Here is a 24681-nt window from a genome sequence, read left to right on the forward strand (position 1 = left end):
CCCCCCCGGGGGGGCGCCCCCCGGCCCACCGGCCGCCCCGCCCCGCCCCTGCCCCCCCCCCCCCCCGGGCCCGGCGCGCCGCGGGCCCCCCCCCGCCCCCCCCCCGCCGGCGGGGGGCGCCGCGCCGCTTCTCTCGGGGACGCGTGCGGCCCGCGAAGAAGGCGGCCGCCGCGAAGCCTGGTATCGGTGCCGCTGCGAGGGTGCGGACGCGGGTCCGCAGGGTCGAAGCCGATGCCGGCCGGCGTCCGGGCGTGAGCGAGGACGAGGTGCGGAGATCAGGCGCCTGAAGGCGGAGAACGCCGAACTGCGGCGGACGGACGAAACCCTCAGGACGGCCTCGGCCTTCTTCGCGGCCGAGCTCGACCGGCCGTCGAAGCGCTCACAGCGCTCTGCCTGGTCAGATGTACCCTTCACGTACGGCATAGGCCACAGCGTGCTCCTTGTTGCGCAGCCGCAGTCGCCTTGTGACGGCGCCCATCACGCTTCTGACGGCGTTTCTGGAACAGAACAGCTCGGCTGCGATCTCATTGGTCCCGTACCCCTCGGCGACCAGCCGCAGCACGTCCCGCTCGCGCGGCGTGAGGACTGTGGAGGGCAGGTCGGTTGTGGCGGCCGCGTTGCGGAACAACCTGGAGGCCTGGCTGATACCGCTGCCGAGCAGGTCGGCGGGCAGGTGGGCTCTGCCGTCTGCGGCTGCGAGGACCGCCTGCACCAGTCGGTCCCCGGTGGCGTCGTGACGCCAGACGACGACATCGATACCGCGCTCGACCACATCGAGCAACCGGGCCTCTGGCAATGCGTTCACCACGAGCACGACGCAGGCACCCTCGTCAGGCACCACCCGCCGCAGCCGCGTGAGCGCAGAGGCGTCGAGAGTGCCGCAGACGAAGATGTCCACGGTGCCCGACCCGGGGCCGGACTCCTCGTGAACCTCGATCTCCGGATGGCCGCGCAGTTGGCTGAGCACGCCCTCTCGAGAGATCGGGTCCGGGCCATGGACTGTCACGGGAACCTGCCCATGCCGTCTTTGCGGCCCGGACGAGCGGTCTCGGGAGTCAGCCGAGAGTGCTCCTGTCCGGGTCTGCTGTTGCCCCGGTCGGTGCTCCGGTTCTTTCTCGGACATGGTTCGGGCGGCCTCCGGTGTCAGCATGTGTCGACGGGCCGGCTGCGTGCCACCGGGCGGTGGCGGTGACTCGACGGCACTGTTCGACGTTGGTTCGGGCTCAGGGTCGAGAAGCACCTACGTGTCCGGCGTCCAGATGGTTCATTTCCACCGCCGGCACGGACGATGCCCGACATCAACCGGCAGCGGGCGGTATCGCCGAGGGCAACCGCGCGGACGGCTCCTGTCCGTCGCCGCCTTCCTCGGCCACCTCCCCGTTGCCTTCTTCGCGGTCCTGAAGAGAGGGGTGTCGGCCTACGGGCCCGGGGGTGCCGTCGGGTACGGGGACCGACCGTCCATCGCAAGTGGAGGGCCTGCGCGATCTGGCGTTCCCGTACAGCCGCCGGCTTCGCCATCGGTGCCGTCGTCGTCGCCCTTCCCCCCGATCGCGTCCGCCGATGCCCCCGTTCCCCGACTCGGCGGGGGCCGTGCCTCTGTTGGGCGACACCGCGTCGCCCGCCCGTACACCGGACGCGCCACCTCGTGGGGAAGCGCTCCACCTCGCGCGGGGGCAGGTCCTGCCTCGTGAGGGACGGGCACGGCGTCCGACGAGAGACAGGGACCCGGGCTCTGTTTGTCACCGGGATGCCTGTGAGGCCAGACTGCCGGAGGTATCCGAGTGCTGGGAGCCAGGAAAGTATGGACGCATTCGACCGAGCGACGCCTTCGCCGGCGACACCTCCGCTGCGCTTCGCCGTACTGGGGCGAGTCAGAGCATGGAGAGGCGCCGTGGAGCTGGAGCTCGGTTCGCCGCAGCAGCGGGTGGTACTGGCCGCGCTGCTGCGGCGCAAAGGGCGTCCGGTCACGGTGGCCGAGCTGGTCGACGCGGTCTGGGGCGAGGAACCGCCGCACGCCGCCGTGTCCGTGCTGCGCACCTACGTGTCACGGTTGCGCAAGGTGCTGCAGTCCGGCCCGCGCGCCGCCGACGCCGCCCAGATAGTGATCTCGGTCACGGACGGCTACTTGATCCACATCCCCGAGGGCGGCCTGGACCTGGACGTGTTCGAACGGCAGGTCGCCGAGGCGCAGAAGCTGCGCGCCGAGGGCGCGCTCCCGGCGGCCGCACAACTGCTGCACTCCGCGCTGGAGGCGTGGGAGGAAACACCGCTGGCCGGGCTCCCAGGGCCGCTGGCCGAGGCCGAGCGCTCCCGGCTGGCCGAGGAGCGGCTGCTCACGCTGGAGACCTGCCTGGAGATCGACGTCGAGATCGGGAACCTGAGCGAGGCGATCCCCTCGCTGGTCGCGCTGAGCGGTGAGCATCCGCTGCGGGAGGGGCTGAGCCGGTTGCTCATGCTCGCGCTGTACCGGTCGGGCCGGCAGGCCGAGGCACTGGCGGTCTACCGCAAGACCCGCGGCATCCTGGTGTCGGAGCTGGGTGTCGATCCCAGCGCGTCGCTGCGCGAGTTGCACGAGCGCATTCTGGCGGCCGACCCCTCATTGACCTCACCGCCCCCGGTCCCGGCTCCGGCACCCCCCGGGCCCGCACCCGACCAAGCACAGGCCACGGCACCTGCCACGGTCCTGGAACCGTATCCGCGGCAGAACTCCGAGGCCGCCATCACGGCCAGGCCCGCACAACTCCCCGCCGACCTGCCCAACTTCAGCGGGCGCCAGGGCGAACTCGGGCAGGTTCTGGGCCTCGCGGAGGGCGTCCCGTCGGACGCGCGCACCATGGTGATCTGCGGCATGGCGGGCATCGGCAAGACGACGCTGGCCGTGCACTGGGCACACCGGATCGCCCACGAGTACCCCGACGGACAGCTCTACATCAACCTGCGCGGCTTCGATCCGACCGGCTCTGTCGTCGCTCCGGCGGAGGCCGTCCGGATCTTCCTCAACGCCCTCGGTGTCCCCCCGAAGTCCGTTCCGGACTTCCTGGATGCCCAGGCGGCGCTCTACCGCAGCCTGCTCGCCGGCCGCCGGATGCTGATTGTCCTCGACAACGCCCGCGACACCGCGCAGGTACGCCCGCTGCTGCCGGGCTCTCCGAGCTGCCTGGCCATCGTGACCAGCCGCAGCCAGCTCGCCGGCCTGATCGCCAACGAGGGCGCGCAACCGCTGACGCTCGGTCCCCTGGCACCCGCCGAGGCGCACGATTTACTGGCCCGCCGCATCGGCGCCGCGCGGCTCGCCGCCGAGCCCCGCGCCGTCGGCGAGATCATTGAGTGCTGCGGGCGGCTGCCCCTTGCCCTCGCCGTCGTCGCGGCACGGGCCGCGACGAACCCCGCGTTCGCGCTGGAGACCGTTGCCAGGGAGTTGCGCGAGTGCCAGGGCAATCTCGATGCGCTCACCGGAGGCGATCCCACCTCGGACGTACGCACCGTTTTCTCTTGGTCCTACGAGTTCCTCTCGGCACCCGCCGCACGCCTCTTCCGCCTGCTGGGCCTGCACTCCGGACCCGACATCTCCGCGCAGGCCGCTGCGGTGCTCGCGGGGCTCCCGCTGCGCGAGGGCCGCGTCCTGCTCGCGGAGATCACCCGGGGCAACCTGCTCGACGAGTACGCACCGGGGCGATACGTCCTGCACGACCTGCTGCGCGTCTACGCCGCCGAACGCGTCGCGGACCAAGAGCCGGCGGCGGAGCGGGCGGCGGCCGTGGAGCGGCTGATCCACTGGTACCTGCACGCGGCGGACGCCGTCTACGTCCACCTCGCCCCCCGGCATCGCCCGCTGCCTCTCGAACCCCTGCCCGCGGAGTGCGAGCGCATGACGTTCACCTCGCGTGAGCAGGCCCTGCGGTGGTGCGAGACCGAGCGTCCCAACTTCGTCACCACCGTGCACCAGGCCGCCGAATCGCATCGGCCCGACCTCGCGTGGCAGCTGACCGCGTCCCTGTGGGGGTTCACCTTTCTCAGCGGCGACCTGCACGACTGGCTCAACGTGGCGCGGACCTCGCTGGAGGGCGCGATCGAGGCCGGCGACCGCAGGGGCGAGGCATGGGGCCTCACCGAAGTGGCCGCCGCGCTCACGGCGATGGGCCGTTTCGACGAGTCCATCGAGAAATACCGAGCGGCGATGCTGCTCTACCAGCGGATCGGGGACACCTACGGCAGCTCCCAGGCCCTGAGCGGCCTCGGCGTCGCCTATCTGCACTCGGGACAACTCGACGAGGCCGTCAACTTCCTCAATCGCTCGCTGGCGCTCTCCCGCGCGAAACACGACGACTGGGCCGAGGCCATCGCCCTGGCGCATCTGGGCGACGCCTGCCAGCAGTCGGGCCGTGACGAGGAGGCCATCGCGTATCTGAGGCACGGACTGCAGCTCCTGCAGACCACCGGCAACATCTGGTTCGAGGGCTTCACGCTCGCCGTGCTCGGCGCCGTCCTGCACCGGGGTCGTCACCTTGACGAGGCTCTGGAGCGCTATCAAGGGGCGCTGGAGGTCTTCAGGGACGTCGGTAATCGCGGGGGTGAGGGCGACATGCTCAGTCACCTCGGCGGTGCCCTCCTCGAAGCGGGCCGTCCGGAAGAGGCCCGCGCCCGATGGGAGCAGGCGTTGCCGCTTCTCGAGGAGACCGGCAGTCCCGGAGCCGAGGCCGTCCGTGACAGGCTCCACCGCCTGGAGACAGGCGAGTCGGCCCCGGGGCCGGGCCAGGGCGCTGCCCCGGATCCGGCAGCGCCCCTGTACCGGACCGCCGGTGTACGGCCCGCGCCGCGTGATTGAACCGTCCCGCGCGCTGCCCGGTGGTGACCGGCACCGACAGGAAGGCCGGGGGAGGTCCCGTCGTGCCGTGTCACGCCGCCGACGGGTACTCCTTGCCCGGCTCCTCGCCTGCCTTCTCGTGCGCGTGGGCGCCCGTGACCTCGTCGGTGTCCATGACCGAGCGCAGCGCGCGTATCGCGTGGTGCACGCGCGACTTGACAGTGCCGGGCGGGACGCCGAGGAACTGTCCGGCCTCGCGCATGGACCTGCCGGAGTAGTAGGTCTCGTAGAGCGCCTCGCGGTGATTGACCGACAGGTGCTGGAACGCTTTCTTGAGCACCATCAAGGAGAGCAGGCGCTCCTCGTCGTCCGCGCTCGTCGACATGTCCTCCAGCCAGGTGCCGACATCGACCTCCTGGGGACGGGCCATCCGCAGCCGGTAGTCGTCGACGACGAGATTGCGCGCCACCCTGAACAGCCACGGTCTCAGCTGCTGCCCCGACGTCAGGTCCTGGGTGCGCCAGCAGCGCAGCAGAGCCTCCTGCACCACGTCCTCGGCCCTGTGCCGGTCTCCGCCCAGAAGCCGTACGACGTAGGTGTAGAGCGGTCCCGCCTGCTCTTCGTAGAGCGCACGGATCGTGTGCTCCTTGTCGGTCATCCCGGGCATCGTTCCTGATGCGGAACGCATCATGACCCAGCTCACGTGCGGTTCCCCTTTGTTCCGGTGGTCCAGGGGAGTCTCGCGAGTGGAGCTCCACGAGACATTGACGCGTGATTGACGGGCGAAGCGACGGGTTCCGCTTCCCGTGGGCCTGCCCGGCGTGGGCGCCGGAAGCGGAAGCCTTGCGGAAGAACCGGTGCTGACCTGCTCTTTTATATCTCCGGCCGGCTCGGATCCGTTCGCCGGAGGGGCAGCGGGGAGCGTGTATACGGCGCTTGACGCGGCTCCACTGCGCCGCCGCGCGGGCGACGAAAGGCGCGCGGCGCCGTCGTCCGCTGGTGCGGTTCTCATCTTCTGGAAAAGCCGGTGAGCGGCGGGAAGGTGAATTCCATCGAGATTGCGGAAGAATGCAGTGAAGCCTTGGGAGTGTGAAAAACAAATGCTGGGAGGGGGGAACCAATTGCTTGCCCCGGCCGTCGTTCCTGGTGAAGGAGAACCCGACTTCCTCCTGGAGGTTGTGCCCTGTCCTCTCGCCCTGGCTGCCGCAGGACGCGCCGCGCACTGTCGGTGCTCGCGCCCGTTCTCGGTATCGGCATCGCCGTTCCGGTCGCGCTGACGGGGCAGGGGGGCTGCCGAGCCGAAGGCCACCGCCGGCGCCTGACCTACGAGGCCGCCGCGGGGCAGGCCGGCGAGGTGGCTGTCTCTCAGACGTACACCGACCACCGTGCGAAGTTCACGTACGTCATCGACGACGCGGTGCCCGTCGAGGCCGGGAACGGCTGCACCCACCCCGACCGTGCGGACAAGCCGAAGATCTCCTGCACGGTCGAGTCCCCGGAGAGCCAGTCCCCGCTCAACTCCATGGAGATGGACCTCGGCGACGGCGACGACAAGCTCTACGGCGGTCCCGGCGCGGACGAGATCTCCGGCGGCCCCGGCAGCAATGTCGCCGTCCAGGACTGACGGATCGGAAGGGCGGCCGCCGCCGCGGTGCTGCGCTGCGGCCGGTCAGTCCGCGAGCACGGCGTCGCACCGCAGCGGACGTGCGTAGCGCACCAAGCCCCGTGGCGTCGTAGGCGCACGATCGTGGAGCACCACGAGATCGGCCGCCTCCCGATTGAACCGCCCGCCCCGTGGAGCCGTTGTGCCTCCTGAGGCATGAGGCCTCAAGCCTCGTGCCGGGCGAACGGCGGCGAGCCGTGCCCCTTCCGTCCGCGGGGCGGCGACGTACATACCCCTGGCCGGGCCCCACCGGCTCCGCGCAGGAACATTTCTCCCGGGAAGGTGAGCGAACGGAGTGGACCCGACCGAGCGGTGCACCACGCGCTACAGCCTGCTGGGCCCCGTCCAGGCCCATCGCGGCGAACGCACACTGGACCTGGGGCCGCGGCAGCGCAGAGTGCTGCTCACCCGGCTGCTCATCGAGGACGGCCGTCCCGTTCCCGTCAACGAGCTCTGCCGCTCCCTGTGGAACGACGGCCCGCCGGCCGGCGCGATGTCCTCGGTCAGGGCCCACGTCAGCAGGCTGCGCTCGGTACTCGACCCGGCCCGGCGCGGCCGGTCCACGGTGCTGGTCGCTGGGCCGGTCGGCTACGCCCTGAAGGTGCCACGGGACGCGCGGGACACGACCGTCTTCGAGGACTCGCTGCACCGGGTGCGCGGCGCCCTGAAGCGCGGCGAACTCCTCTTCGCGCAGCGCGAGCTGGACGCGGCCCTCGGGCTGTGGCGCGGCGAAGCGCTCGGGGACGCCGCCGAGTACCCTTTCGCGATACGCGAGCGGGAACGGCTCAACGCGGTCCACCAGGACGCCAAGGAACTGCGGGCCGCGATCCTCCTGTACCAGGGCGACCTGGAGCGTGCGATCGAGGTCGCCGAGGAGCTCGCGCAGAGCGCCCCGCTGCGCGAGGCGTCCTGGGCCCTGCTGATGCGCGCGCTCTACGCCGCCGGCCGGTCGGTCGAGGCTCTTGGCCGGTACGACCGGTTCCGGGGCATGCTCGCCAGAGAGCTGGGCCTGGACCCGAGCCCCGGGCTGAGCCGGCTGCACACCGCGATCCTGCGGCATGACACGGATGTCCTCGACGACGTGCTTCCCGTGCCCGCCTCCGCCACCGTGACCGCGGGCGGCGGTCCCGCGGTGGCACCGCTGGTCGGACGGGCCGAGGAGACCGCGCAGCTCGCCGCCTTGCGGTCGGGCGCCGTCTCCGGGCGCACCGGCTGGGCCTTGGTCTCCGGCGGACCGGGTTCGGGGAAGACCCGGCTGCTGGAGGAGGCGGCGGGCGGGGCGCCGGCGGAGGGCCTCGTCGTCGTCCGCGCCACGGGCGGCCGACCGGTCGGCCCGCACCGCAAGGTCGTTGGCGGGAACCCTGCCGCACAACTCCTGGGCGCCCTGAGACAGGAAGGAACGGGCACACGGCCGGACGGACCCGTGCGGGGAGCCATGGGAGGAGAGGTGATGGACACGCTCGTCCGCGCCCTCACCCGCACCACGACGCCCACCCTCTGCCTCATCGACGACCTCGACTTCGCTCCTCCCGAGTTCCACTCCCTGCTGCTGAGGCTCGCCGAAGCACCGCCGGACGCGCCGGTCGCGTACGTCTGCGCGGTCCGGGACGCCGCCGACCCCTCCGCCAGCGGGCTGCTGTCGGCGCTGGCCCGCCGCGGCACGACCTGGTTGCCGCTGGAGCCGCTGACGGTCGCGGAGGTGACCGAACTCCTCGCGGCGCACGGTGCTGCCGCCTCCGTGGAGGAGGCCACGCGGCTGCACCGGCGTGCCGCGGGAAACCCGTTCACGCTCGGCGAGTTGCTCAAGCTCCCGCCGGAGCGGCGTACGGGGCCCGGGGCCCGGGTACCGACCGCGGTGCGCAGCGCGGTGCACGCACGGCTGGCCGAACTCCCCGATCAGGTACGGCAGACGCTCCGCAACGCCGCCTGCGACGGCGAGTGGCTCGATATCGGGCTGCTGGCCGAGGTCAGGTCCCTGCCGTCGGATCTGCTGCTGCCGCAGGTCGACGCGGCCGTCGCCGCCCGGCTGCTGGTCTGGGAGCCGGACTCCGGCGAACGTCCGGAGGGCGGCTACCGGTTCCCCGAGCTGACGCGCGAGGTGGTGCTGAGCACCCTCACCCCCTCCGCGCGGCAGAAGGTGCACGCCGTACTGGCACGCAAGCTCATCGACCGGCCCGGCACCGACCCGGCACGTCTGGCCCGCCATCTGCGGGTGGCGGGTCCGATGGCCCCTGCTGCGGAGCCGAAGCCGAAGCAGGACCGGTCGCCTGCCGGCGTCGGAGTCCCGGCGCCGGCAGGCGCTCGTTCGCACCCGCATCCGGGCGCACCCGGACGTCATCCCGGGGCCGGGGCCGGCTCCGGTGTCCTGGTTCAGACACCAGCCGCCGAAGCAGTGGGATGAACACGCATGACGCAGGCCTCGCAGACGTACGCCTGTCTCCGCCCATCCGCGGTGCACCCCACCGTCGAGGGCGGCACACTCGGTCTCCAGGCATCCGGCGGCGCCACACCTGCGGGGCGGAAGTCCTCCCGTCCGGGGTTCTTCACGGCTTCCGGGTCCCTCAGGCTGCCGCAGCCGGCCCGCTGCGCGTCGCGAACGTCGCCGCCGCCCGTTACCACCAGCCGCAGCGCGCTGCGTTCATCGACCCGGTGGTCACGGGGAACGGGGACCAGCTGCGGTTCCCATCGTTCACCGGCTGCTGCGGCGTGATCTGCGGTGGGCCGATCGAGATCCCTCACTGGCCCTCACCACACTGAGTGACCGTGACCCCGTGTGGCTGGGCAGAGCGTCACACCGCCGCGGAGGCGCAACTGGTGCAGGCGCGGGCTGCGAGCCGCCCACGGGGGACGGCTTCGGCCGTCGCTGGGAGGTCCGCGTGAAGGGGCGGGCGGCGGAGTCCGCGGGGGAGAGGGTGGGCGGACGCCTCAGCCGGCTGTCAGCCGTGACTCCTGCGGCAGGTCGTCGGGCAGCAGCAGCCGCAGGTCGTCAAGGCTGGGCGCGGAGATCTCGCCGATCCGGCGGGCCTGCCGGGTCATCATCACCTCCAGCGTCTGGCGCGCGGTGCGGGCGTTGCCGAACGAGCGGTCACGCGGCAGCCGTTCCAGGTAGGCGCGCAGCGCCTCCAGGGTTCCGGGTGCGCAGTCGTAGCCGGAGGTGGTGGCGTAGCGGCCGGTGATCTCGACCAGTTCGTCGGTCGAGTAGTTCTCGAACTCGACCGAGCGGGCGAAGCGTGAGGCCAGGCCCGGGTTGGAGGCCAGGAAGCGGCGCATCTCGTCGGTGTATCCCGCGACGATGACGACGATCTGCTCGCGGTGGTCCTCCATCAGCTTGAGCAGCGTGTCCACGGCCTCCTGGCCGAAGTCGGAACCGGCGTCCTGGGGGGTGAGGGTGTATGCCTCGTCGATGAACAGCACGCCGCCCAGGGCGCGATCGAAGACCTCCTTGGTGAGCTGCGCGGTGTGTCCCACATAGCGGCCCACCAGATCGGCGCGGGCCACCTCCACGAGCTGGCCCGTGGGCAGCACGCCGAGGGAGTGCAGCAGGTCCGCGTAGAGCCGGGCCACGGTGGTCTTGCCGGTGCCGGGCGGGCCCGTGAAGACCAGATGGTTGCTGATCTTCGGCACGGGCAGTCCCGCCGCCTGCCGCCGACGGGTCGCCGACAGCAGGGTGACCAGGTCCGTGACCTCCCGCTTGACGGCGTGCAGGCCGGTCATGGCGCGGAGTTCGGCCAGCAGCTCCTCGGAGCCGCGCTCGCCGTCTCCGTGCGCGGACGACGCGTCGCGGACGTCCTCAGGCAGCAGCAGCGACAGATCGGCCTCGGTCGGGTCGGCGAGCGAACCGAGCCGGTGAGCCTGCCGGTCGACCATCTCCTCGAACACCTGACGGGCCGCACGGCCGTTGCCGAACCCGGCGTCGCGCGGCATCCGTTCGTAGTGCTGCGCGAGGGCCTCCAGGGTGCCGGGGTCCAGCGTGTAGTGGTGGGCCCGGCACATGCTCCCGGTGATGGTCACCAGCTCCTCGACGGAGTAGTTGGCGAACTCGATGGCACGGGTGAAGCGGGAGGTCAGACCGGGGTTGGAGGCCAGGAACTGGGTCATCTGCTCGGTGTAGCCGGCGACGATGACGACGACCTCGTCGCGGTGGTCCTCCATCAGCTTGAGCAGCGTGTCGATGGCCTCCCGGCCGAAGTCGGCCCCCGAGCCCTTGCTGTCGGACAGCAGACTGTATGCCTCGTCGATGAACAGCACGCCGCCGATGGCCTCGTTGAAGGCTTCGGTGGTCTTCATGGCCGTCCCGCCGATGACCCGGGCGACCAGATCGGCGCGGGAGACCTCCACCAGGTGGCCCGAGGGCAGCACGCCCAGTTCGGCCAGGATGCCGCCGTAGAGCCGGGCCACCGTCGTCTTGCCGGTGCCGGGCGGCCCGGAGAAGACCAGGTGGCGGCTCATGGGCGGGACCGGCATGCCGAGGCTGGCGCGGCGCTGCGCGAGCTGGTTGAGGTTGACCAGCGTGTGCACCTGGTGCTTGACGTCGGCCAGGCCGATCAGCGACTCCAGCTCCGCCAGCGGGCCCTGCGGCCGTGGCTGCCCCTGCTCGGTGCCGGTGACCTCCGCTGCGAGCTCCCCGGCGGTCTCGCCCCAGGCGTCCGGGAGGACGTTGCCGCTGCTGTTGAGGCCCACGACGGTGAGCCGTTCGGTGACGCGGGACTGCTTGAGCCCGGCGCCCCGGTTGTCGCGGACTGCGCAGCCGGTGAGGGCGACGTCGTCGGAGCTGTCGATCCGTACGCCGTCGCCGGTGCTGTCGCTCATCCGGCAGCCGTCCAGCTTGGCCCTGCCGCCGTCGGCGACCAGCACGCCGTGCGAGGCGGCGCCGGTCACATGGGCGCGGGTCGCGGTCAGTTCGCCGCCCGCGTCCACGAGCAGCCCGGCCGTACGGCTGTCGTGGATCTCGCAGTCGCGCACCTGGGCGCGGCCCTCGGACCCGATCCGGATCCCGGCCTGGCTGGTGGAGCGCAGCGTGGTGTCGACCAGTTCGGGGGCGCCGCCGTCTGCGACATGGACGCCCGCACCCGTGCAGCGCTCGACCGTGCAGCCGTGCAGCCGACCGCGGCCGCCCTCGACGACCTCCACGCCGTGCCCGGCCGCACCGATGACCCGGGCGTTGCGCAGCAGCGGATTGGCGCCGCCGCGGATGGAGACGCCGACGCCTGCCGCGTCCAGCACCTCCAGATGGTCGAACTCCGCCGAGGACTCCTCGGCGAGCAGTACGGCGCCCGACTTGTCGGCGCAGGCGCGCACGGTGGTGCCGGTCAGCAGGGGAGCGCTGGATCCGGCCACGTGGATCGCGGCCTTCTTCGCGCCGTCGAACTCGCAGCCGTCGAGGGTGCCCCGGGACCGTTCCGTCACGGCGAGCCCGTGGCCCTTGGTCCGTTCCGTGCCGCAGCGCAGCAGCTCCGGGTCGGCGCCCTGGGAGAGCACGATGCCGGGGCCTGTGGTGTCCGCGACCCTGACCTCCTCCAGGGTCGGCCGAGAACCGCTGGTCACGTAGATGCCCACCGAGGTGTCGTGCACGTGGGTGCGCACCACGCGGGTGGCGCAGCGGCCCTCCAACGCGATGCCCGGCTTCTCGGTGCCGGTGATGTCGCAGTTCTCCACCCGGCCCTGTGCCTCGCCGTTGGCCAGTACGCCGTTGCCCCGGGCGTCCCGTATCCGGCAGCCGCGCACCACGGTGCAGGCGTGCTCGCCGAGTACGACGGCGGAGGTGCCCAGATGCTCGAACAGGGAGTCGGCGACGACGCTCTCGGTGGGCGCGGTGTCCACGACTCCGGCGCCCTCCGGGTTGGAGACCCGGCAGTCCCGCATGGCCAGCGAGCCGTTCTCCCGGGCGAGGACCGCCGTCCAGCCGCCACCCACGATGGTGCAGCCGTCCATCGCCACCTGGCCGCGCGGCGCGTCCACCACCGGCAGATCCTCGCTGCCGCCGCGCAACGTCAGGTCGGTGAGCATCACGGCGTCCGCGACCAGCACCACGGCGCTGCCGCGCTGCGGGCAGATCTCCACGCTGCCGCGCTCGCCGTCGGCGACGATCGTCAGGCGGGTCCTGACGGTGAGGTTCTCCCGGTAACGGCCGGGCCGGACGCGGATCACGGCGCCGCTGCGGGCCTTCGCCAGGGCCTCGCCGATCGTCGGGAAACTGTCCGTCCCCTCGGAACCGACCCTGAGCAACTGCCGTGACACGGTCGTACCTCCTGGTAGCGGTGCTTGTGGGCGGCCCCCGTGGCCCCGACGCGGGGCTGTGCGGCTGCGCTGGTGACCGCGGTCAGCGGCGACTGCGGTCAGCGGGCGTGCATGCGTGGGGCGCGCATTGGCGCAGGCTACGGGAACGCCGGTATGGACAGCCAGGAATGCCGGGGGAGTTGGGTTGTCTCCGGATTGTCTGCCCTGTCTGACGCCGCCGCAGGACCCGTAGCATGCGCCTCATGCGACGAGTTCCGCTCCCCCGTCCCGTGCGGGCGCTGGCCGCCGCCCTGCTGGCCGTGGCCTCGCCGGCCGCCGCGGCGGCTCCGGCCACCGCCGCCGACGGGGATGTGCAACTGCCCGTCGTCAGCTCGGTGCTGCCCTCCGGCGAACCGTGCGCGAAGGCGTCCACCGACAAGGCGGAGAAGCAGCCGTGGACCTGGCAGCCGCTGGGCCCGTCGCGGGCCTGGAGGCTCACCGAGGGCGCCGGGGTGACCGTCGCCGTGGTGGACACCGGCGTCGGTGTCGACATCCCCGCACTCTCGGGCCGCGTCGAGGCGGTCGGCGGCGCGGGCGAGGACTGCGTGGGCCACGGCAGTTTCGCGGCGGGCCTGATCGCCGCCGCGCCCGGCGAGGATGTGGGAGTGGCCGGACTGGCCCCGAAGGCCCGGATCCTGGCGGTACGCGGCACTGGCACCCGGGGCGAGGCGACGGCCGGGCAGCTGGCCGACGGTATCCGCACGGCGGCCGACCAGGGAGCCGATGTCATCTACGTCGGGCACGCGACAGCCACAGGCAAGGAAGAGCTGACCGCGGCGGTCGCCCACGCCACCCGGCGCGACGCCCTGGTGATCGCTCCGGTCGTCCCGGACGCCCTCCCGACGGACAGCACGACCGGTGAGCCGGTGCAGCGCGCGCCCTGGTACTGGCCCGCGTCCGCGGACGGGGTGCTCTCGGTCGGCGACTACGGCCCCGGCGGCCTGCGCCCCGAGCAGGCCCCGCCGACGGACGGCGCCGACCTCTGGGCCCCGGGGGACGCGGTGGTCAGCGTCGGCCCTCGGGGCTCGGGTCACTACTACGGCTCCGGCGCCTCCCTGGCCGCCGCCCACGTGGCGGGTGCCGCGGCCCTGGTCCGGGCCCGGCACCCGGAGCTGACGGCGGACGAGGTCGCCCGCAGGCTCGTGATCAGCGGCTACCCGGACGACCCGCCGCGCCTGGACCCGTACGCGGCGCTGACGACGGTGCTGACCGGCAAGGGGGGAGCGGTGCCCCAGCAGGCCGCTGCCCAACTCCCCGAGGAAGCGCCCAGCGAGCCGCGCAACCGCGCGCTGGCCGTCATGGGTGCGGGCGGCGGGCTGGTGCTGCTGGTGGCCGGAGCCGCGGTGGTGATTCCCCGGGGCCGGGACAGGGGCTGGCGGCCCGCGCCCTGAGGACCCGCCCGAGGCACCGGCCGGGGTGCAGCAGCCGTACGGCTACTGCACGTACGGCCCAGCACCATCGCCCCAGCGTCGTAGTGGGTGCGGGAGCGCTGGTGGTGGTCGCGCCACTGCGGACAGCTGTACGGGTACGGCGGCCGCCGGTACGTGGCACCGGCGGCCGCCGTGCGGCTGGAGCGGAGACAAGGGCCTGCCGCTCACCGGCCGGCCTTCGGCCATGGGGCGGGCGTGATCTGCTCCGGCAGCGGCCCGGCCGGGGCAGCAGCGGCGCTACGGCCTGACGGGCGCCTTCATCATGTCCGACCAGTCGCTCTCCGCAGGATCCTGGTCCCCGTCGTCGTCGAAGCAGTACCCCTCCACCGCGCCGAGGTACTCGAAGTCGTACTCGAGAGCCTCTTTGCAGTCCGCGAGACTCATGCCCCCACCGCCAATGCTCCATTCGTACTCCACCGTGGCCGAAGGAGAGCCCGTGTCAGCGGCAGAAGCGGTCACCGCGGTCAGCGGGATGGCGGTGGCTGCGGCGCCGACGGCGAGGAGCCAGAGCTTCATGGTTTCTCCATATGCGATCGAGGATTCGGTGTTCGTGAACGGCGGCCGGTACGGGCCAACAGGTGTGCCGACGCGAGTCCGGTGCCCTTCCGGGCTCACCACGGGCCAGTGCCGCCAACGGTTCAACCGGAGGCCGGAGCTCGGGTGCGTCGCTCAGAAAGCGGCATCGTCCCGGTGGCCCCCCATGTCTTGGTTGCTGATTCCCGGGCTGACGATCATGGTCCCCACCAAGTCGAGGTGCCCCGGAAAGCGAGTCCGATGTCGTCCGTCATGGGGACTGCGAGGACGCGGTGTTGGGATTGTGCAGGGTGCCACCGCCCGCGCGCGTCCGGGAAGTTGGTGACGGTCCTGCCACTGCGACACGTTCGGGAAAAGTCGCATGCATGGATTGTCCGCGCCTCTGCGATGTCTCGGCAATCTTTGGACAAGATCCGCCGGATAGCCTCTCCGTCGGCTATGGGGTTCGGATGGGGAGTCCGAATTCCGTGGGATGTGAAATGGACTTGCTGAACCACATTTGAGGAAGGTCACTCATGGCTGCAGTCAGGATTCTCACGCGAGCGGTGAACGCCCTTGGGGGCACCGCCCTGCTGGTGGCGGCCGCGGCAGCCGCGACGGCAAGCCCGGCGGGCGCCGCCGAGAGCGCGGCCGGGAAGGTCCGGATCTGTGCCAAGGGCAGCTACGACACGACCGCCTCCCTCCAGGCGGCGGGGAACGGTCAGAACTGGAGGACCCAGATCATCGAACCCGGAACCTGCAAGAACGCCCCGTCCGGCGGCTCCGGACGGATCGATGTCTTCGGGCACAAGTCCTCCAGCAAGTTCCACGTCGGTTCCGTGAACTACAAGGCGGGGCAGACCGTCGAGCTCTCCACCACCGGCAGCACCGCCGCTCCCAGGCTCGTCGTGAACGGCGGGGGCCCGGGTACCAGGGCCGTCGTGAACCACTAGCCTCGCGCTTTCACGAGGTGGCCTGCCCGGAGGCCGGTCAAAAAATCGCAACCGCGGCTGCGGTTGTCCTCCACCGCCGCCCAGCTTGTCACCACCGGCCGCCGACGCATCCTCCGTGTCGCCGGGCACTGGCCCTGGACCGACGTGAGCACCGACGCCGTGGACCGCCTCCAGGCTCTCCCGAATCCCGGCTGACCAGCGCTTCCCCCCTCCCTGCGAGCAGCACCACCCGACCGGAACCGTGGAGCCCGGCGCACACCCGACTCGCATGTTTCGTACGTTGTGCGGCCGGCGCTCAGGAGCCGTCGTCAGCGCCGTCGTTCTCGTCCTCCACCAGCGCCGTCTGCACCTGCGTCGCCTTGCGGCGGACGACGTGTGTGGCGCGGCCCGGTGCCATGGCGCGGCCCTTGACATTGCCGATGAGATAGCCCTCGGTCGGCGGGCAGGACAGCAGCAGCGCCGGGGTGTTGACATCCTGAAGGCGCCGCATCAACTGCTCGCCCATGCCCCGGCTCGCGCCCGCCGCCGCGCGGGCGACGACGAGGTGCAGGCCGACCTCGTAGCCGAGCGCGAGGTGCGGGAGAAGCGGCTCGAAGGGCGCATTGCCGATGCCGGTGCCCAGCATGTCGTAGTCGTCGACCAGGATGAACAGCCGCGGCCCTTTCCACCAGTCGCACAGCCGCATCCGGGCGGGGGAGATGTCCTCGCCCGGCAGCCGGGCCTGCACGGCGCGCGCCGCGCCGTCGACCAGGTCCCTGAGCGCGTCGCTGGAGACGGCGTGCCCGAGCCGGTACTCGTCGGGGACCGCCTCGACCAGGTCGCGGCGCAGGTCCACGACCATGATCCGGGCCTCGGCCGGGGTGTAGCGGGCCATGATGGCCTTGGCGGTCAGCCGCAGCAGGTTGGTCTTGCCGCTCTCGGTGTCGCCCACCACGATCAGGTGCGGCGTCTCCGAGAAGTCGTGGCTGACCACGGAGAGTGCGTTCTCCTCCAGGCCGAGCGGCATCCGCAGATCGCCGTCCGGCGCCGGCAGCTCGTGGACCGGCAGGGTACTGGGCAGCATCCGCACCTGCGGGGTCCGGCGGCCCGGCCAGCCCTCCTTGACGGCCGACACCAGCCCCTTCATCCCCTCGGCCAGGTCCTCCGCGCTCTCGACGCCGTCGATGCGGGGCAGCGCGCTCAGGTAGTGCAGCTTGCCCTCACGCGTCAGGCCGCGGCCGGCCAGCCGGGGGACGGTGGAGGCGCGGCGGGTGTCGATCTCGGAGTCCATCGCGTCACCCATCCGCAGCTCCAGGTGGGTGGCGGCCTGGTCGCGCACGCCGGAGGACAGCTCGACCCAGCGCGCCGTGGTCGCGATGAGGTGTACGCCGTAGTTGAGGCCGCGGGCCGCGAGCCCGTTGAACGTCTGGACGTAGTGGTCGAAGTCGGCGCGGACGGTGGACCAGCCGTCGATGACCAGGAAGACGTCGCCGTACTCCTGCTCCGGGAACTCCCCGGCGGCGCGGCGGCGGCGGTAGGTGGCCATCGAGTCGATGCCGTTCTCCAGGAAGAACCGCTCCCGGGAGCTGAGCAGGGAGGTGATCTCGGCGATCGTACGGCCCACCCGCTCGGTCTCCAGCCGGGCCGCGACACCCGCCGTGTGCGGCAGCTCCGCGAGCGAGGCCAGCGTGCCGCCGCCGAAGTCGAGGCAGAAGAACGACACCTCGCGCGGGGTGTGGGTGAGGGCGAGCGCCGTGAGGATCGTGCGCACCAGGGTGCTCTTGCCGCTCTGCGGCCCGCCCGCGATGGCCACATGGCCGCCGGCCCCCGACAGGTCGATGGTCAGCAGGTCGCGCTGCTGCTCGAACGGCCTGTCCACGATGCCGATCGGCACGGTCAGCCTGCCGCGGCCCGGCCAGCCGACGGTGGTCAGGCCGAGCTCGGGGTCGGGCGTCAGCGGCGGCAGGATCTGGTCCAGGCTGGCCGGCCGGTCCAGCGGCGGCAGCCACACCTGGTGGGCCGGCGGGCCCGCGTCGCGCAGCCGGTCCACGGCCACCGACAGCAGGGTGTCGCCGCTCTCCTCCGGCTCCGGCTCGGGCTCCTGCTCGTCGGGCAGCTGGCGGGGCACCACATAGCCGGATGTCCACGGCACGGTCTGGCTGGCCACCCGGGCCTGGTTGGCGCCCGAGCGGCGCTCCTGGTAGGGGCCGGAGACGTAGGCGGCGCGGAAGCGGGTCAGCGCCTCGACGCCGGACTTGAGATAGCCGCTGCCCGGCTGCGGCGGCAGCTCGTAGGCGTCCGGCACCCCGAGGACGCCGCGGCTCTCCATGGCGGAGAAGGTGCGCAGTCCGATCCGGTAGGACAGGTGACTCTCCAGCTGGTGCATCCGGCCCTCGTCCAGCCGCTGCGAGGCCAGCAGCAGATGGACGCCGAGGCTGCGCCCCAGCCGGCCGATCATCACGAACAGTTCCATGAACTCCCGGTGTGCCGCGAGCAGTTCACTGAACTCGTCGACGACGACGAACAGACTCGGCAGCGGCGCCAGCGGAACACCCGAGGCCCGCGCCTTCTCGTACTCGAGTGCCGAGGTGTAGTTGCCCGCGGCGCGCAGCAGCTCCTGGCGCCGCATCAGTTCGCCGTGCAGCGCGTCCTGCATCCGGCCGACTAGCGCGGCCTCGCCGGCCAGGTTGGTGATCACGGCCGAGGTGTGCGGCAGCTCGTCCAGGCCGAGGAAGGTGGCGCCGCCCTTGAAGTCGACAAGGACGAAGTTGAGGGTCTCGGAGGAGTTGTTCAGCGCCAGCGCCAGCACGAGGGTGCGCAGCAGCTCGCTCTTGCCGGACCCGGTGGCCCCGATGAGCATGCCGTGCGGGCCGGTCCCGCCCTGTGCCGACTCCTTGATGTCCAGCTCCACCGGGGCGCCGTCACCGCTCACCGCGATCGGCACCCGCAGCCGGGCGCTGCCGGTGCTGCGGTCCCACAGCGTGCCCGGGTCGTGGTGGTACAGATCGGAGATGCCCAGCAGCGTGGTCAGCTCCACGTCGATGGAGAGCGGCGTGGAGCTGTCGATGCCCGCGCCCATCCGGTACGGGGCTATCCGCTTGGCCAGCGCGGTGGCGCCGACCGGCCCGAACCGGTCGGGCCGGCCCAGCCGGGTGGTCTGCTCCTTGCGCTCGCGGTCGGTGCGTACGAGCGTGAAGTCGTCCTCGGCCACCTCGAAGCGCAGCGTGACCCGGCCGGGGCGCCAGGTCAGCGCCCCGCTCAGATCGAGGACCACGGCGTTGCGGAAGCCGGAGCCGTCCAGCCGGTGCCCGGAGGGCACGCTCCCGCCGTCCACCACGATCACGGTGAAGGGCTTGTCGCGCCCGCTGACCGCGTCGGGGTCGAAGGGCGGGCGCTCCAGGAACTCCGCGCCGAGCAGGTCCTCCAGCTCGTTGAAGGCGGAGGCGAACATCCGGGCCTGGCCCGCGCCGTCGTTCTCCTGCGGATGCAGATTGTGGGGCAGCCACTTGGCCCACTCCCACTCCGCGCGCCGCTCGTCGGACACGCACAGCGCCAGCCACAGGTCGTCCGGCGCGTGGAACGTGGCCAGTTGGCCGATCAGAGCCCGGGCCAGCGAGCGTATCCGGTCCTCGTCGCCGCGCAGCAGCACCCGTGCCCAGGCGCGCAGGTAGATCGCGATGGGCTGCTCGGGCACCGTGGAGTAGGCGCGGATGAAGCTGCGCAGGGCGTGCGCGGACAGCGGCTCCAGGTCCTCGACGGGGGTGCTGGACTTCGCTGCCAGGCGCAGGCCGAGCTGCTGGTCTCCCACAGCCACCCGGACCTCGCCGAAGTCCTCGTCCTGGGGGCGGCGCTCCCACAGCCGGGTGGTGCCCACCATCCACCAGAGCGCGGCCGGCTCGGGGTGCCGCCAGGCCAGCGCCTCCTGCTGGTCGGCCACCGCGGTGCGCACCTTGCGGCGGGTCTGGGTGAGATAGCGCAGGTAGTCGCGGCGCTCACCCTTCAGGCGCTGCTTGCGCTCGCTGGCCTTGCGCATGAACTGGCCGAGCAGCATCGCCCCGGACGCGAGCACCATCAAGCCCACGGCCAGGTACATGAAGTGGCTGCCCGAGTTCCGCGACAGGCCCGGACGCATGAACATCAGCATCATCGAGACGGACATCATCGCCATGGGCAGGTAAGTCCACACGGCGGAGCTGTCCGGCACCACTTCGGGGAGCGTCGGCGGCTCCTGCATGCTCAACTCGCCCTCGGGCATGTCCGGCCCCGGACGACGGGCCGGCCTGCGGAATAGGACGACACTCAACGGACGGTCTCCTCACCAGCTGAACGAAACACCACAATGCATTGTGCGGGCGCCGCAGTTGCCCGTGCATTGCCCGGAGCTTGCCTCCGGATTGTTTCCGCGTTGACCGTCCTTGCCACCGAACTCCCGGGGTTGCAGGGTGTATGCGAAAGTCCCGGGTTCCGGTCCTGCCGCCACAAGGGCCGGAATCGGAATATGACGCCGACGTCAGACGCCGTGTCCCGGACCCTCGCGAAGCCGCGAAATGGTGCTGCATTCCCCCGTCCCTCCCCGAGCCTGTCCCGGAGAAGCGTGAGCCAGCCGCATGAGTGACACGCAGACGGCCGGTCTGTGCCGTATGACCGTCCGCGCGCCCAGCAAGAGCATCGATCTCGCGGTGCCCTCGGACGTGCCCGTGGCCGACCTGCTGCCCGCCGTCGCCGGCTACGGCGGGGAAGATCTCGAAGAGAGCGGGATCGACCACGGCGGCTGGGTGCTCCAGCGCCTGGGCGCCGAGCCGATGGACGAGGAGCGCACCCTCGACTCCTACGACCTGCGCGACGGCGAGACCCTCTATCTCAGGCCCCGTATCGAGGCGCTGCCCGAGCTGCGCCTGGACGACCTGGTGGACGGCATCTCCACCACCATGAACGACCGTCCCTACGGCTGGACCCCGGAGGCCAGCCGCCGGCTGCTGCGCGGCGTCGCGCTCGCCGCGCTCGCCGGAGGGCTCCTGGTCCTGTCGCTGCCCGGTGGTTCGGCGTGGCTGCGCGTGGTGTGCGCGGCCGTGGTCGGGCTGCTGCTGGTGGCCGGCGCCGCCTCGGCCAGCCGCGCGGTCGGTGACGCCGGTGCCGGCGCGGTACTGGGCGCCATGGTCGCGCCGTACTTCGCGTACGCGGGCTGGTTGCTGCCCGGCGGCGAGCTGACAGGGGAACACGCGCACGAGGTCATCGGAGCGCGGCTGCTGGCCGCCTGCGCGGCGGGAGCCGGCGGAGCCGTGCTCGTCATCGCCGTCGCCAGCGCCTACGCGGCGCTCTTCCTCGGTACCGCGGTGGTCGCGGCGTTCGGCGTGCTGGCCGCAGTGCTGATGCTCACGGTGGACCTGGCGCCGCACCACGTCGCCGGGGTCGTCGCCCTGGCCGCGGTGATCCTCGGCGCCTTCGTCCCCTCGCTGTCCTTCCGGATGTCCGGGCTGCGGATGCCGCCGCTGCCCACCAACGCCCAGCAGCTCCAGGAGGGCATCGAGCCGCACTCGCCCAGCGCCGTCGCGGCGCGCACCGCCATCGGGGACGGCTGGATGAGCGCGCTGTACGGGGCCGTGGGCACGGTCTGCGGCGCCTGCCTGCTGGTCCTCACCCGCTCCCCGAACCTCTCCGGAACGATCCTGGCCCTGACCCTGTCCCTCCTGCTGGTGCTGCACGCCCGAGGCCTGGGCAACGCCTGGCAGCGGCTCTTCCTGATCGTTCCCGGAACCCTCGGCCCCTTCCTGCTGCTTCTGGGCGCCGCCGACTCCTACGAGCCCGATCGGCGGCCCCTGATCCTCGTCGCCCTGCTGGCCGTCACCGCGGCCGCTGCGATCGCCTCCTGGACCGTGCCGGGCCGCCGTCTGGTGCCCTACTGGGGGCGCGCTGCGGAGATCCTGCACACCCTGTCCGCCGTTGCCCTGCTGCCGCTCGCCCTCTGGCTGGTGGGCGTCTACGGCACCCTGCGCGGGCTGCTGGCCTGACACGGAGGGCATGAGCGATGCAGGACAAACGGGACCAGGTACAGGCGCACATGTTCATCATGGGGCGGCTGACCTCCGGCATGCTGCGTGCCGACCCCGACGCCCCCGAGAGCCCGCAGGGCAGGACCAACCGCGGAATCGCGATCAGCCTGATCGTCGCACTCATCATCTGCGCGGGTGCCTTCGTCTTCGGGCTGCTCAAGCCCGGCACCAAGGACTCCTGGCGCGACCAGGGCACGCTGGTCGTCAACAAGGACTCGGGCGCCCGCTATCTCTACCTCGGCGGACGGCTGCGGCCCGTAAGGAACTTCACCTCGGCGCGGCTGCTCGTCGGCGACCAGATGAAGGTCGAGTCGGTCGGCGCGAACTCGCTCAAGGGGGTCCCACGCGGTGCCCCCGTCGGCATCACGGGGGCACCGGACGAGCCTCCGGACTCCGACGACCTGGACGAGGGTCCGTGGCAGGTGTGCTCGGGCACGAAGACCGGCTCGACCGGCACGACGCTGGCGGTGGGCGCTCAGGTCGAGGGCACGGGCCTCATGAAGGGGCAGGGGCTGCTGGTCACGGGCCCCGACAAGGCTTCCTACCTGGTGTGGCAGGGCCGCAGGATGCGCCTCGACGTCAAGGCCAACGCCCCGCAGGCCCTGGGCTACGGCGCCGAGAAGCCGCTGCGCGTATCGGCGGCCTTCCTCAACTCGCTGCCGGCGGGGCCGGATCTCACCCCGCCCCGGGCGGCGGACCTCGGCGAGCCGGGACCGGAGCTGGCCGGCCGGCAGACCCGGATCGGAGAGGTGTACACGGTCGCGGCCTCCGGGGCGAAGGCCCGCTTCTACCTTCTGCGCAAGGACGGACTGGTTCCGCTCACCGCGACCGGCGCCGCGCTGGTGCTGGGCGACCCGGAGACCAAGCAGAAGACCTACGAGGGCCGTTCGGTGGCCGCGCACAGCCTGGGCACCGATGTGCTGAGCGAGCATCTCACCCAGGACCCGAAGCTGTCCGACCTCGCCGAGGAGATGCCCGAGGCGCCGCCGGAGCCGGTCGGCGTACCGGACGGCCAGACCCCGTGCGTCGCGGTGCAGTCGTCCGCCGAGGGCACACGCGTGAGCGTCACGCTGGCCGGCTCCGAGCACCTCGGCACCACGGCGCAGGCGCCGACCGAGGGGCTGACCCCGGCGTGCGTGACGGTCAACAGGATCGCGGTACGCCCTGGCGGCGGTGCGCTTGTGCGCGCGCTGGGCGCGAGCGGCGGCGAGGCCGGCAGCACGCTGTATCTGGTGACGGACACCGGAATGAAATACCGGCTGCCGTCGCCGGATTCGCTCAAGGCGCTCGGCTACACGGGAACCCGGGCGCAGGGGCTGCCGTCATCGCTGCTCGCCATGCTCCCGACCGGCCCGGACCTCACACAGAAGGCGGCGCTCTCGGGCCGGGGGGAAACGACGGCGCCGCAATGTGAGAACAAGCCGGAGACAACGCTGTCCCGGCAGGATGCGAAGGAATAGGAAGCGGCGGCGGCTTCACATGGAGGAACGTCGTCCGCCGATGGGTCCCACCCAGCGGGAAATAACAGCTGAAGGGGAAAATCATGGGGCAGATCGCCGCGTCACAAGAGAATGCCACGCGGAACGGAATCAATGCGCTGGAGCAGGCGTTCAGCGGTATCCAGAGGAGCCGTCAGGACGTCGAGAACACCAAGATGGACACCGGCCTCGGCGGTGCGGTCGGCAAGGACTACTGGAATCTGCTGCAAACGTGGGACGAGCACGCGGAGAACATCTCCAGGAGCCTCCGCTCGATGATCGAGGAACTGAACGAGACCCTGCGGAGCTCCGGTCTGACCGAGGGCTCCTCGAGGGAGAGCGTGAACCAGGAGTTCCACCGCTCTGAGTCCGTCTTCAACGCACTCAACAGCAACTGACCCTCGGGCGGTTGGCGAAACGGGCCGTCGACCGTCCGGTCTGGAAAAGCTCACATCGATCGAATCGAGGTTTCTCGTGGGATACGCACCCAACAACTTCGAAGATGGCCACATCTTCGTCGACTTCTCAAAGAATGCCAACGTCGCCGAGGATCTGCGGCTGCAGACAGTGAACATCGAGAACTGGCTCCGTCAGCTGGAACAGGAGCTCACGGAGCTCAAGAGCACCTGGGAAGGTGAGGACCGCCTCGCCTACGACGAGAAGCAGAAGCAGTGGGATGCGAGTGTCGAGGCGATGAAGGCCATGCTGGCCGACCACAGTGCGCTGCTCGACGAGGTCTCGAACGCGTTCCGCGACAACCAGAACAAGACCGCGATGGCCTGGCAGAGCCTGAGTGTCCGCGCCTGACCGGTGCGCGAACGATGAGGTCCAGGGCTGACGGGCGGCTGTCTCGCGAGGTACGAGAAGCGGGCGGCCGCCCGTGCTTTCCGGAGTGCAGGGCGGCAACGGAGGGAGTTTCGGCATGGCTGACGGCGGCAAGGGCGGAGACCCGCTAGTTCTCGACAAGGAGTGGCTGAAGAATTTCCTCGACGGGGAGATCAGTGAATTTCAGAAGGGGATCAAGAAGATCTCCTCGGACGCGGACGGAGATTACTCCGACCGGCTTTACGACGGGCTCGTCTCCGAGATTTCCGGGGGCGGTCGGCCCATACCGAGCGTCCGCAACCTGCTGGCCTGTCCGCCGGACGTCAATCCAGCCGCTACCTGGCCGTTGACCATGGGGACGATGGAAGAGGGCATAGGCTCCACTCTTCAGGGGCAGGTCAAGTCCTTGGCGGAATCCCTCAAGTCGTTCCTCGATGATCAGAGGATTCTCTTCGACGACATCGAGGACAACCTGCGGGAGGTCATGCAGGAACTGCTCAAGACGGAAGGCGCCAGCCTGGAAAAGATCGACGGCCAGAAGTTCATGAACCTCATCGAGGATGTCGTGTACGACACGTCCGGATCCGGTGAGGGGTCCGGGAGCGAGAACGCCTGACCCCCAACCCTGGAGCGACTGTCATGGCTGACGAAGAGCAGGTGCCGCTGGACAAAGACAAGGATTCATGGGGGAGGGCCGTCGGGTACTTCAC

General features: G+C 71.3%; 15 protein-coding genes and 2 pseudogenes. 12 read left to right on the forward strand and 5 right to left on the reverse strand.

All coding sequences use genetic code 11. From position 1 onward, the window contains the following. Nucleotides 1-161: 161 nt before the first annotated feature. Nucleotides 162-381 (forward strand): annotated as a pseudogene (locus HZS56_RS39140) (IS3-like element ISMyma3 family transposase); the annotation flags it as partial. A 16-nt stretch (nucleotides 382-397) separates the two neighbouring features. On the opposite strand, the gene HZS56_RS26300 reads toward HZS56_RS39140, so the two are convergent. Beyond that, nucleotides 398-967: a helix-turn-helix transcriptional regulator gene (locus HZS56_RS26300; RefSeq protein WP_308408159.1), complete on the reverse strand. Its 570-nt coding sequence runs from the start codon at nucleotides 965-967 to the stop codon at nucleotides 398-400. Between the two features lie 924 nt (nucleotides 968-1891). Between HZS56_RS26300 and HZS56_RS26305 the strand changes: the two genes are divergently transcribed. Beyond that, entirely contained in the window at nucleotides 1892-4825 is a 2934-nt protein-coding gene (locus HZS56_RS26305; RefSeq protein ID WP_308408160.1) for an AfsR/SARP family transcriptional regulator, read from the forward strand. 70 nt (nucleotides 4826-4895) lie between these two features. On the opposite strand, the gene HZS56_RS26310 is transcribed toward HZS56_RS26305, so the two are convergent. Next, nucleotides 4896-5462 carry a sigma-70 family RNA polymerase sigma factor gene (locus tag HZS56_RS26310; RefSeq protein ID WP_216723260.1) on the reverse strand — a complete coding sequence of 189 codons (567 nt, stop codon included), beginning with the start codon at nucleotides 5460-5462 and terminating at the stop codon, nucleotides 4896-4898. Between the two features lie 570 nt (nucleotides 5463-6032). On the opposite strand from HZS56_RS26310, the gene HZS56_RS38950 reads away from it, so the two are divergent. After that, the gene (locus HZS56_RS38950; protein WP_216723261.1) at nucleotides 6033-6428 is read left to right on the forward strand and encodes a hypothetical protein; all 396 of its coding nucleotides are present in this window, start codon (nucleotides 6033-6035) and stop codon (nucleotides 6426-6428) included. Nucleotides 6429-6762: 334 nt separating this feature from the next. Next, nucleotides 6763-8868: an ATP-binding protein gene (locus HZS56_RS26320; protein WP_216723262.1), complete on the forward strand. Its 2106-nt coding sequence runs from the start codon at nucleotides 6763-6765 to the stop codon at nucleotides 8866-8868. 524 nt (nucleotides 8869-9392) lie between these two features. Here the strand turns inward: HZS56_RS26320 and HZS56_RS26325 are convergent. Beyond that, nucleotides 9393-12704: a right-handed parallel beta-helix repeat-containing protein gene (locus tag HZS56_RS26325; protein ID WP_216723263.1), complete on the reverse strand. Its 3312-nt coding sequence runs from the start codon at nucleotides 12702-12704 to the stop codon at nucleotides 9393-9395. Between the two features lie 233 nt (nucleotides 12705-12937). On the opposite strand from HZS56_RS26325, the gene HZS56_RS26330 reads away from it, so the two are divergent. Beyond that, nucleotides 12938-14134, forward strand: coding sequence for a S8 family serine peptidase (locus tag HZS56_RS26330; protein ID WP_216723264.1), 1197 nt, complete (start codon nucleotides 12938-12940; stop codon nucleotides 14132-14134). A 276-nt stretch (nucleotides 14135-14410) separates the two neighbouring features. Here HZS56_RS26330 and HZS56_RS26335 read toward each other — a convergent pair whose 3' ends face one another. Next, nucleotides 14411-14689 carry a hypothetical protein gene (locus HZS56_RS26335; protein WP_216723265.1) on the reverse strand — a complete coding sequence of 93 codons (279 nt, stop codon included), beginning with the start codon at nucleotides 14687-14689 and terminating at the stop codon, nucleotides 14411-14413. Between the two features lie 533 nt (nucleotides 14690-15222). On the opposite strand from HZS56_RS26335, the gene HZS56_RS26340 reads away from it, so the two are divergent. Both HZS56_RS26340 and HZS56_RS38480 read left to right on the forward strand, forming a co-directional pair. After that, complete coding sequence (locus tag HZS56_RS26340; RefSeq protein WP_216723266.1) at nucleotides 15223-15639, forward strand: hypothetical protein; 417 nt, start codon at nucleotides 15223-15225, stop codon at nucleotides 15637-15639. A 54-nt stretch (nucleotides 15640-15693) separates the two neighbouring features. Continuing rightward, nucleotides 15694-15834, forward strand: a pseudogene (locus HZS56_RS38480) (IS1380 family transposase); the annotation flags it as partial. A 100-nt stretch (nucleotides 15835-15934) separates the two neighbouring features. Here the strand turns inward: HZS56_RS38480 and eccCa are convergent. Further along, nucleotides 15935-19921, reverse strand: a complete 3987-nt coding sequence (gene eccCa, locus HZS56_RS26345; RefSeq protein WP_253914888.1) for a type VII secretion protein EccCa — start codon at nucleotides 19919-19921, stop codon at nucleotides 15935-15937. Between the two features lie 304 nt (nucleotides 19922-20225). On the opposite strand from eccCa, the gene eccD reads away from it, so the two are divergent. The 5 genes from eccD (at nucleotide 20226) to HZS56_RS26370 (ending at nucleotide 24587) form a co-directional block, all read left to right on the forward strand. Further along, complete coding sequence (gene eccD / locus HZS56_RS26350; protein ID WP_216723267.1) at nucleotides 20226-21626, forward strand: type VII secretion integral membrane protein EccD; 1401 nt, start codon at nucleotides 20226-20228, stop codon at nucleotides 21624-21626. 17 nt (nucleotides 21627-21643) lie between these two features. Continuing rightward, the gene (gene eccB / locus HZS56_RS26355; RefSeq protein WP_216723268.1) at nucleotides 21644-23128 is read left to right on the forward strand and encodes a type VII secretion protein EccB; all 1485 of its coding nucleotides are present in this window, start codon (nucleotides 21644-21646) and stop codon (nucleotides 23126-23128) included. Nucleotides 23129-23211: 83 nt separating this feature from the next. Beyond that, nucleotides 23212-23544, forward strand: a complete 333-nt coding sequence (locus HZS56_RS26360) for a hypothetical protein (protein ID WP_216723269.1) — start codon at nucleotides 23212-23214, stop codon at nucleotides 23542-23544. A gap of 76 nt (nucleotides 23545-23620) precedes the next feature. Beyond that, nucleotides 23621-23953, forward strand: a complete 333-nt coding sequence (locus tag HZS56_RS26365; RefSeq protein ID WP_216723270.1) for a WXG100 family type VII secretion target — start codon at nucleotides 23621-23623, stop codon at nucleotides 23951-23953. 115 nt (nucleotides 23954-24068) lie between these two features. Then, on the forward strand, nucleotides 24069-24587 hold the full coding sequence (locus tag HZS56_RS26370; RefSeq protein WP_216723271.1) for a type VII secretion system-associated protein: 519 nt from the start codon (nucleotides 24069-24071) through the stop codon (nucleotides 24585-24587). Nucleotides 24588-24681 lie beyond the last annotated feature (94 nt).

Origin of the sequence: Streptomyces mayonensis, assembly GCF_018982965.1 — a bacterium.
In the GTDB taxonomy this organism is placed as follows: domain Bacteria; phylum Actinomycetota; class Actinomycetes; order Streptomycetales; family Streptomycetaceae; genus Streptomyces; species Streptomyces mayonensis.

What these genes read in the sequence shown, in the direction of transcription:
- HZS56_RS26330 (WP_216723264.1), top strand. Translation starts at nt 12,938, where the DNA reads ATGCGCCTCATGCGACGAGTTCCGCTCCCCCGTCCCGTGCGGGCGCTG.
- eccD (WP_216723267.1), top strand. Translation starts at nt 20,226, where the DNA reads ATGAGTGACACGCAGACGGCCGGTCTGTGCCGTATGACCGTCCGCGCG.
- HZS56_RS26335 (WP_216723265.1), bottom strand. Translation starts at nt 14,689, where the DNA reads ATGAAGCTCTGGCTCCTCGCCGTCGGCGCCGCAGCCACCGCCATCCCG.
- HZS56_RS26370 (WP_216723271.1), top strand. Translation starts at nt 24,069, where the DNA reads ATGGCTGACGGCGGCAAGGGCGGAGACCCGCTAGTTCTCGACAAGGAG.
- eccB (WP_216723268.1), top strand. Translation starts at nt 21,644, where the DNA reads ATGCAGGACAAACGGGACCAGGTACAGGCGCACATGTTCATCATGGGG.
- HZS56_RS26340 (WP_216723266.1), top strand. Translation starts at nt 15,223, where the DNA reads ATGGCTGCAGTCAGGATTCTCACGCGAGCGGTGAACGCCCTTGGGGGC.
- HZS56_RS26360 (WP_216723269.1), top strand. Translation starts at nt 23,212, where the DNA reads ATGGGGCAGATCGCCGCGTCACAAGAGAATGCCACGCGGAACGGAATC.
- HZS56_RS26310 (WP_216723260.1), bottom strand. Translation starts at nt 5,462, where the DNA reads ATGACCGACAAGGAGCACACGATCCGTGCGCTCTACGAAGAGCAGGCG.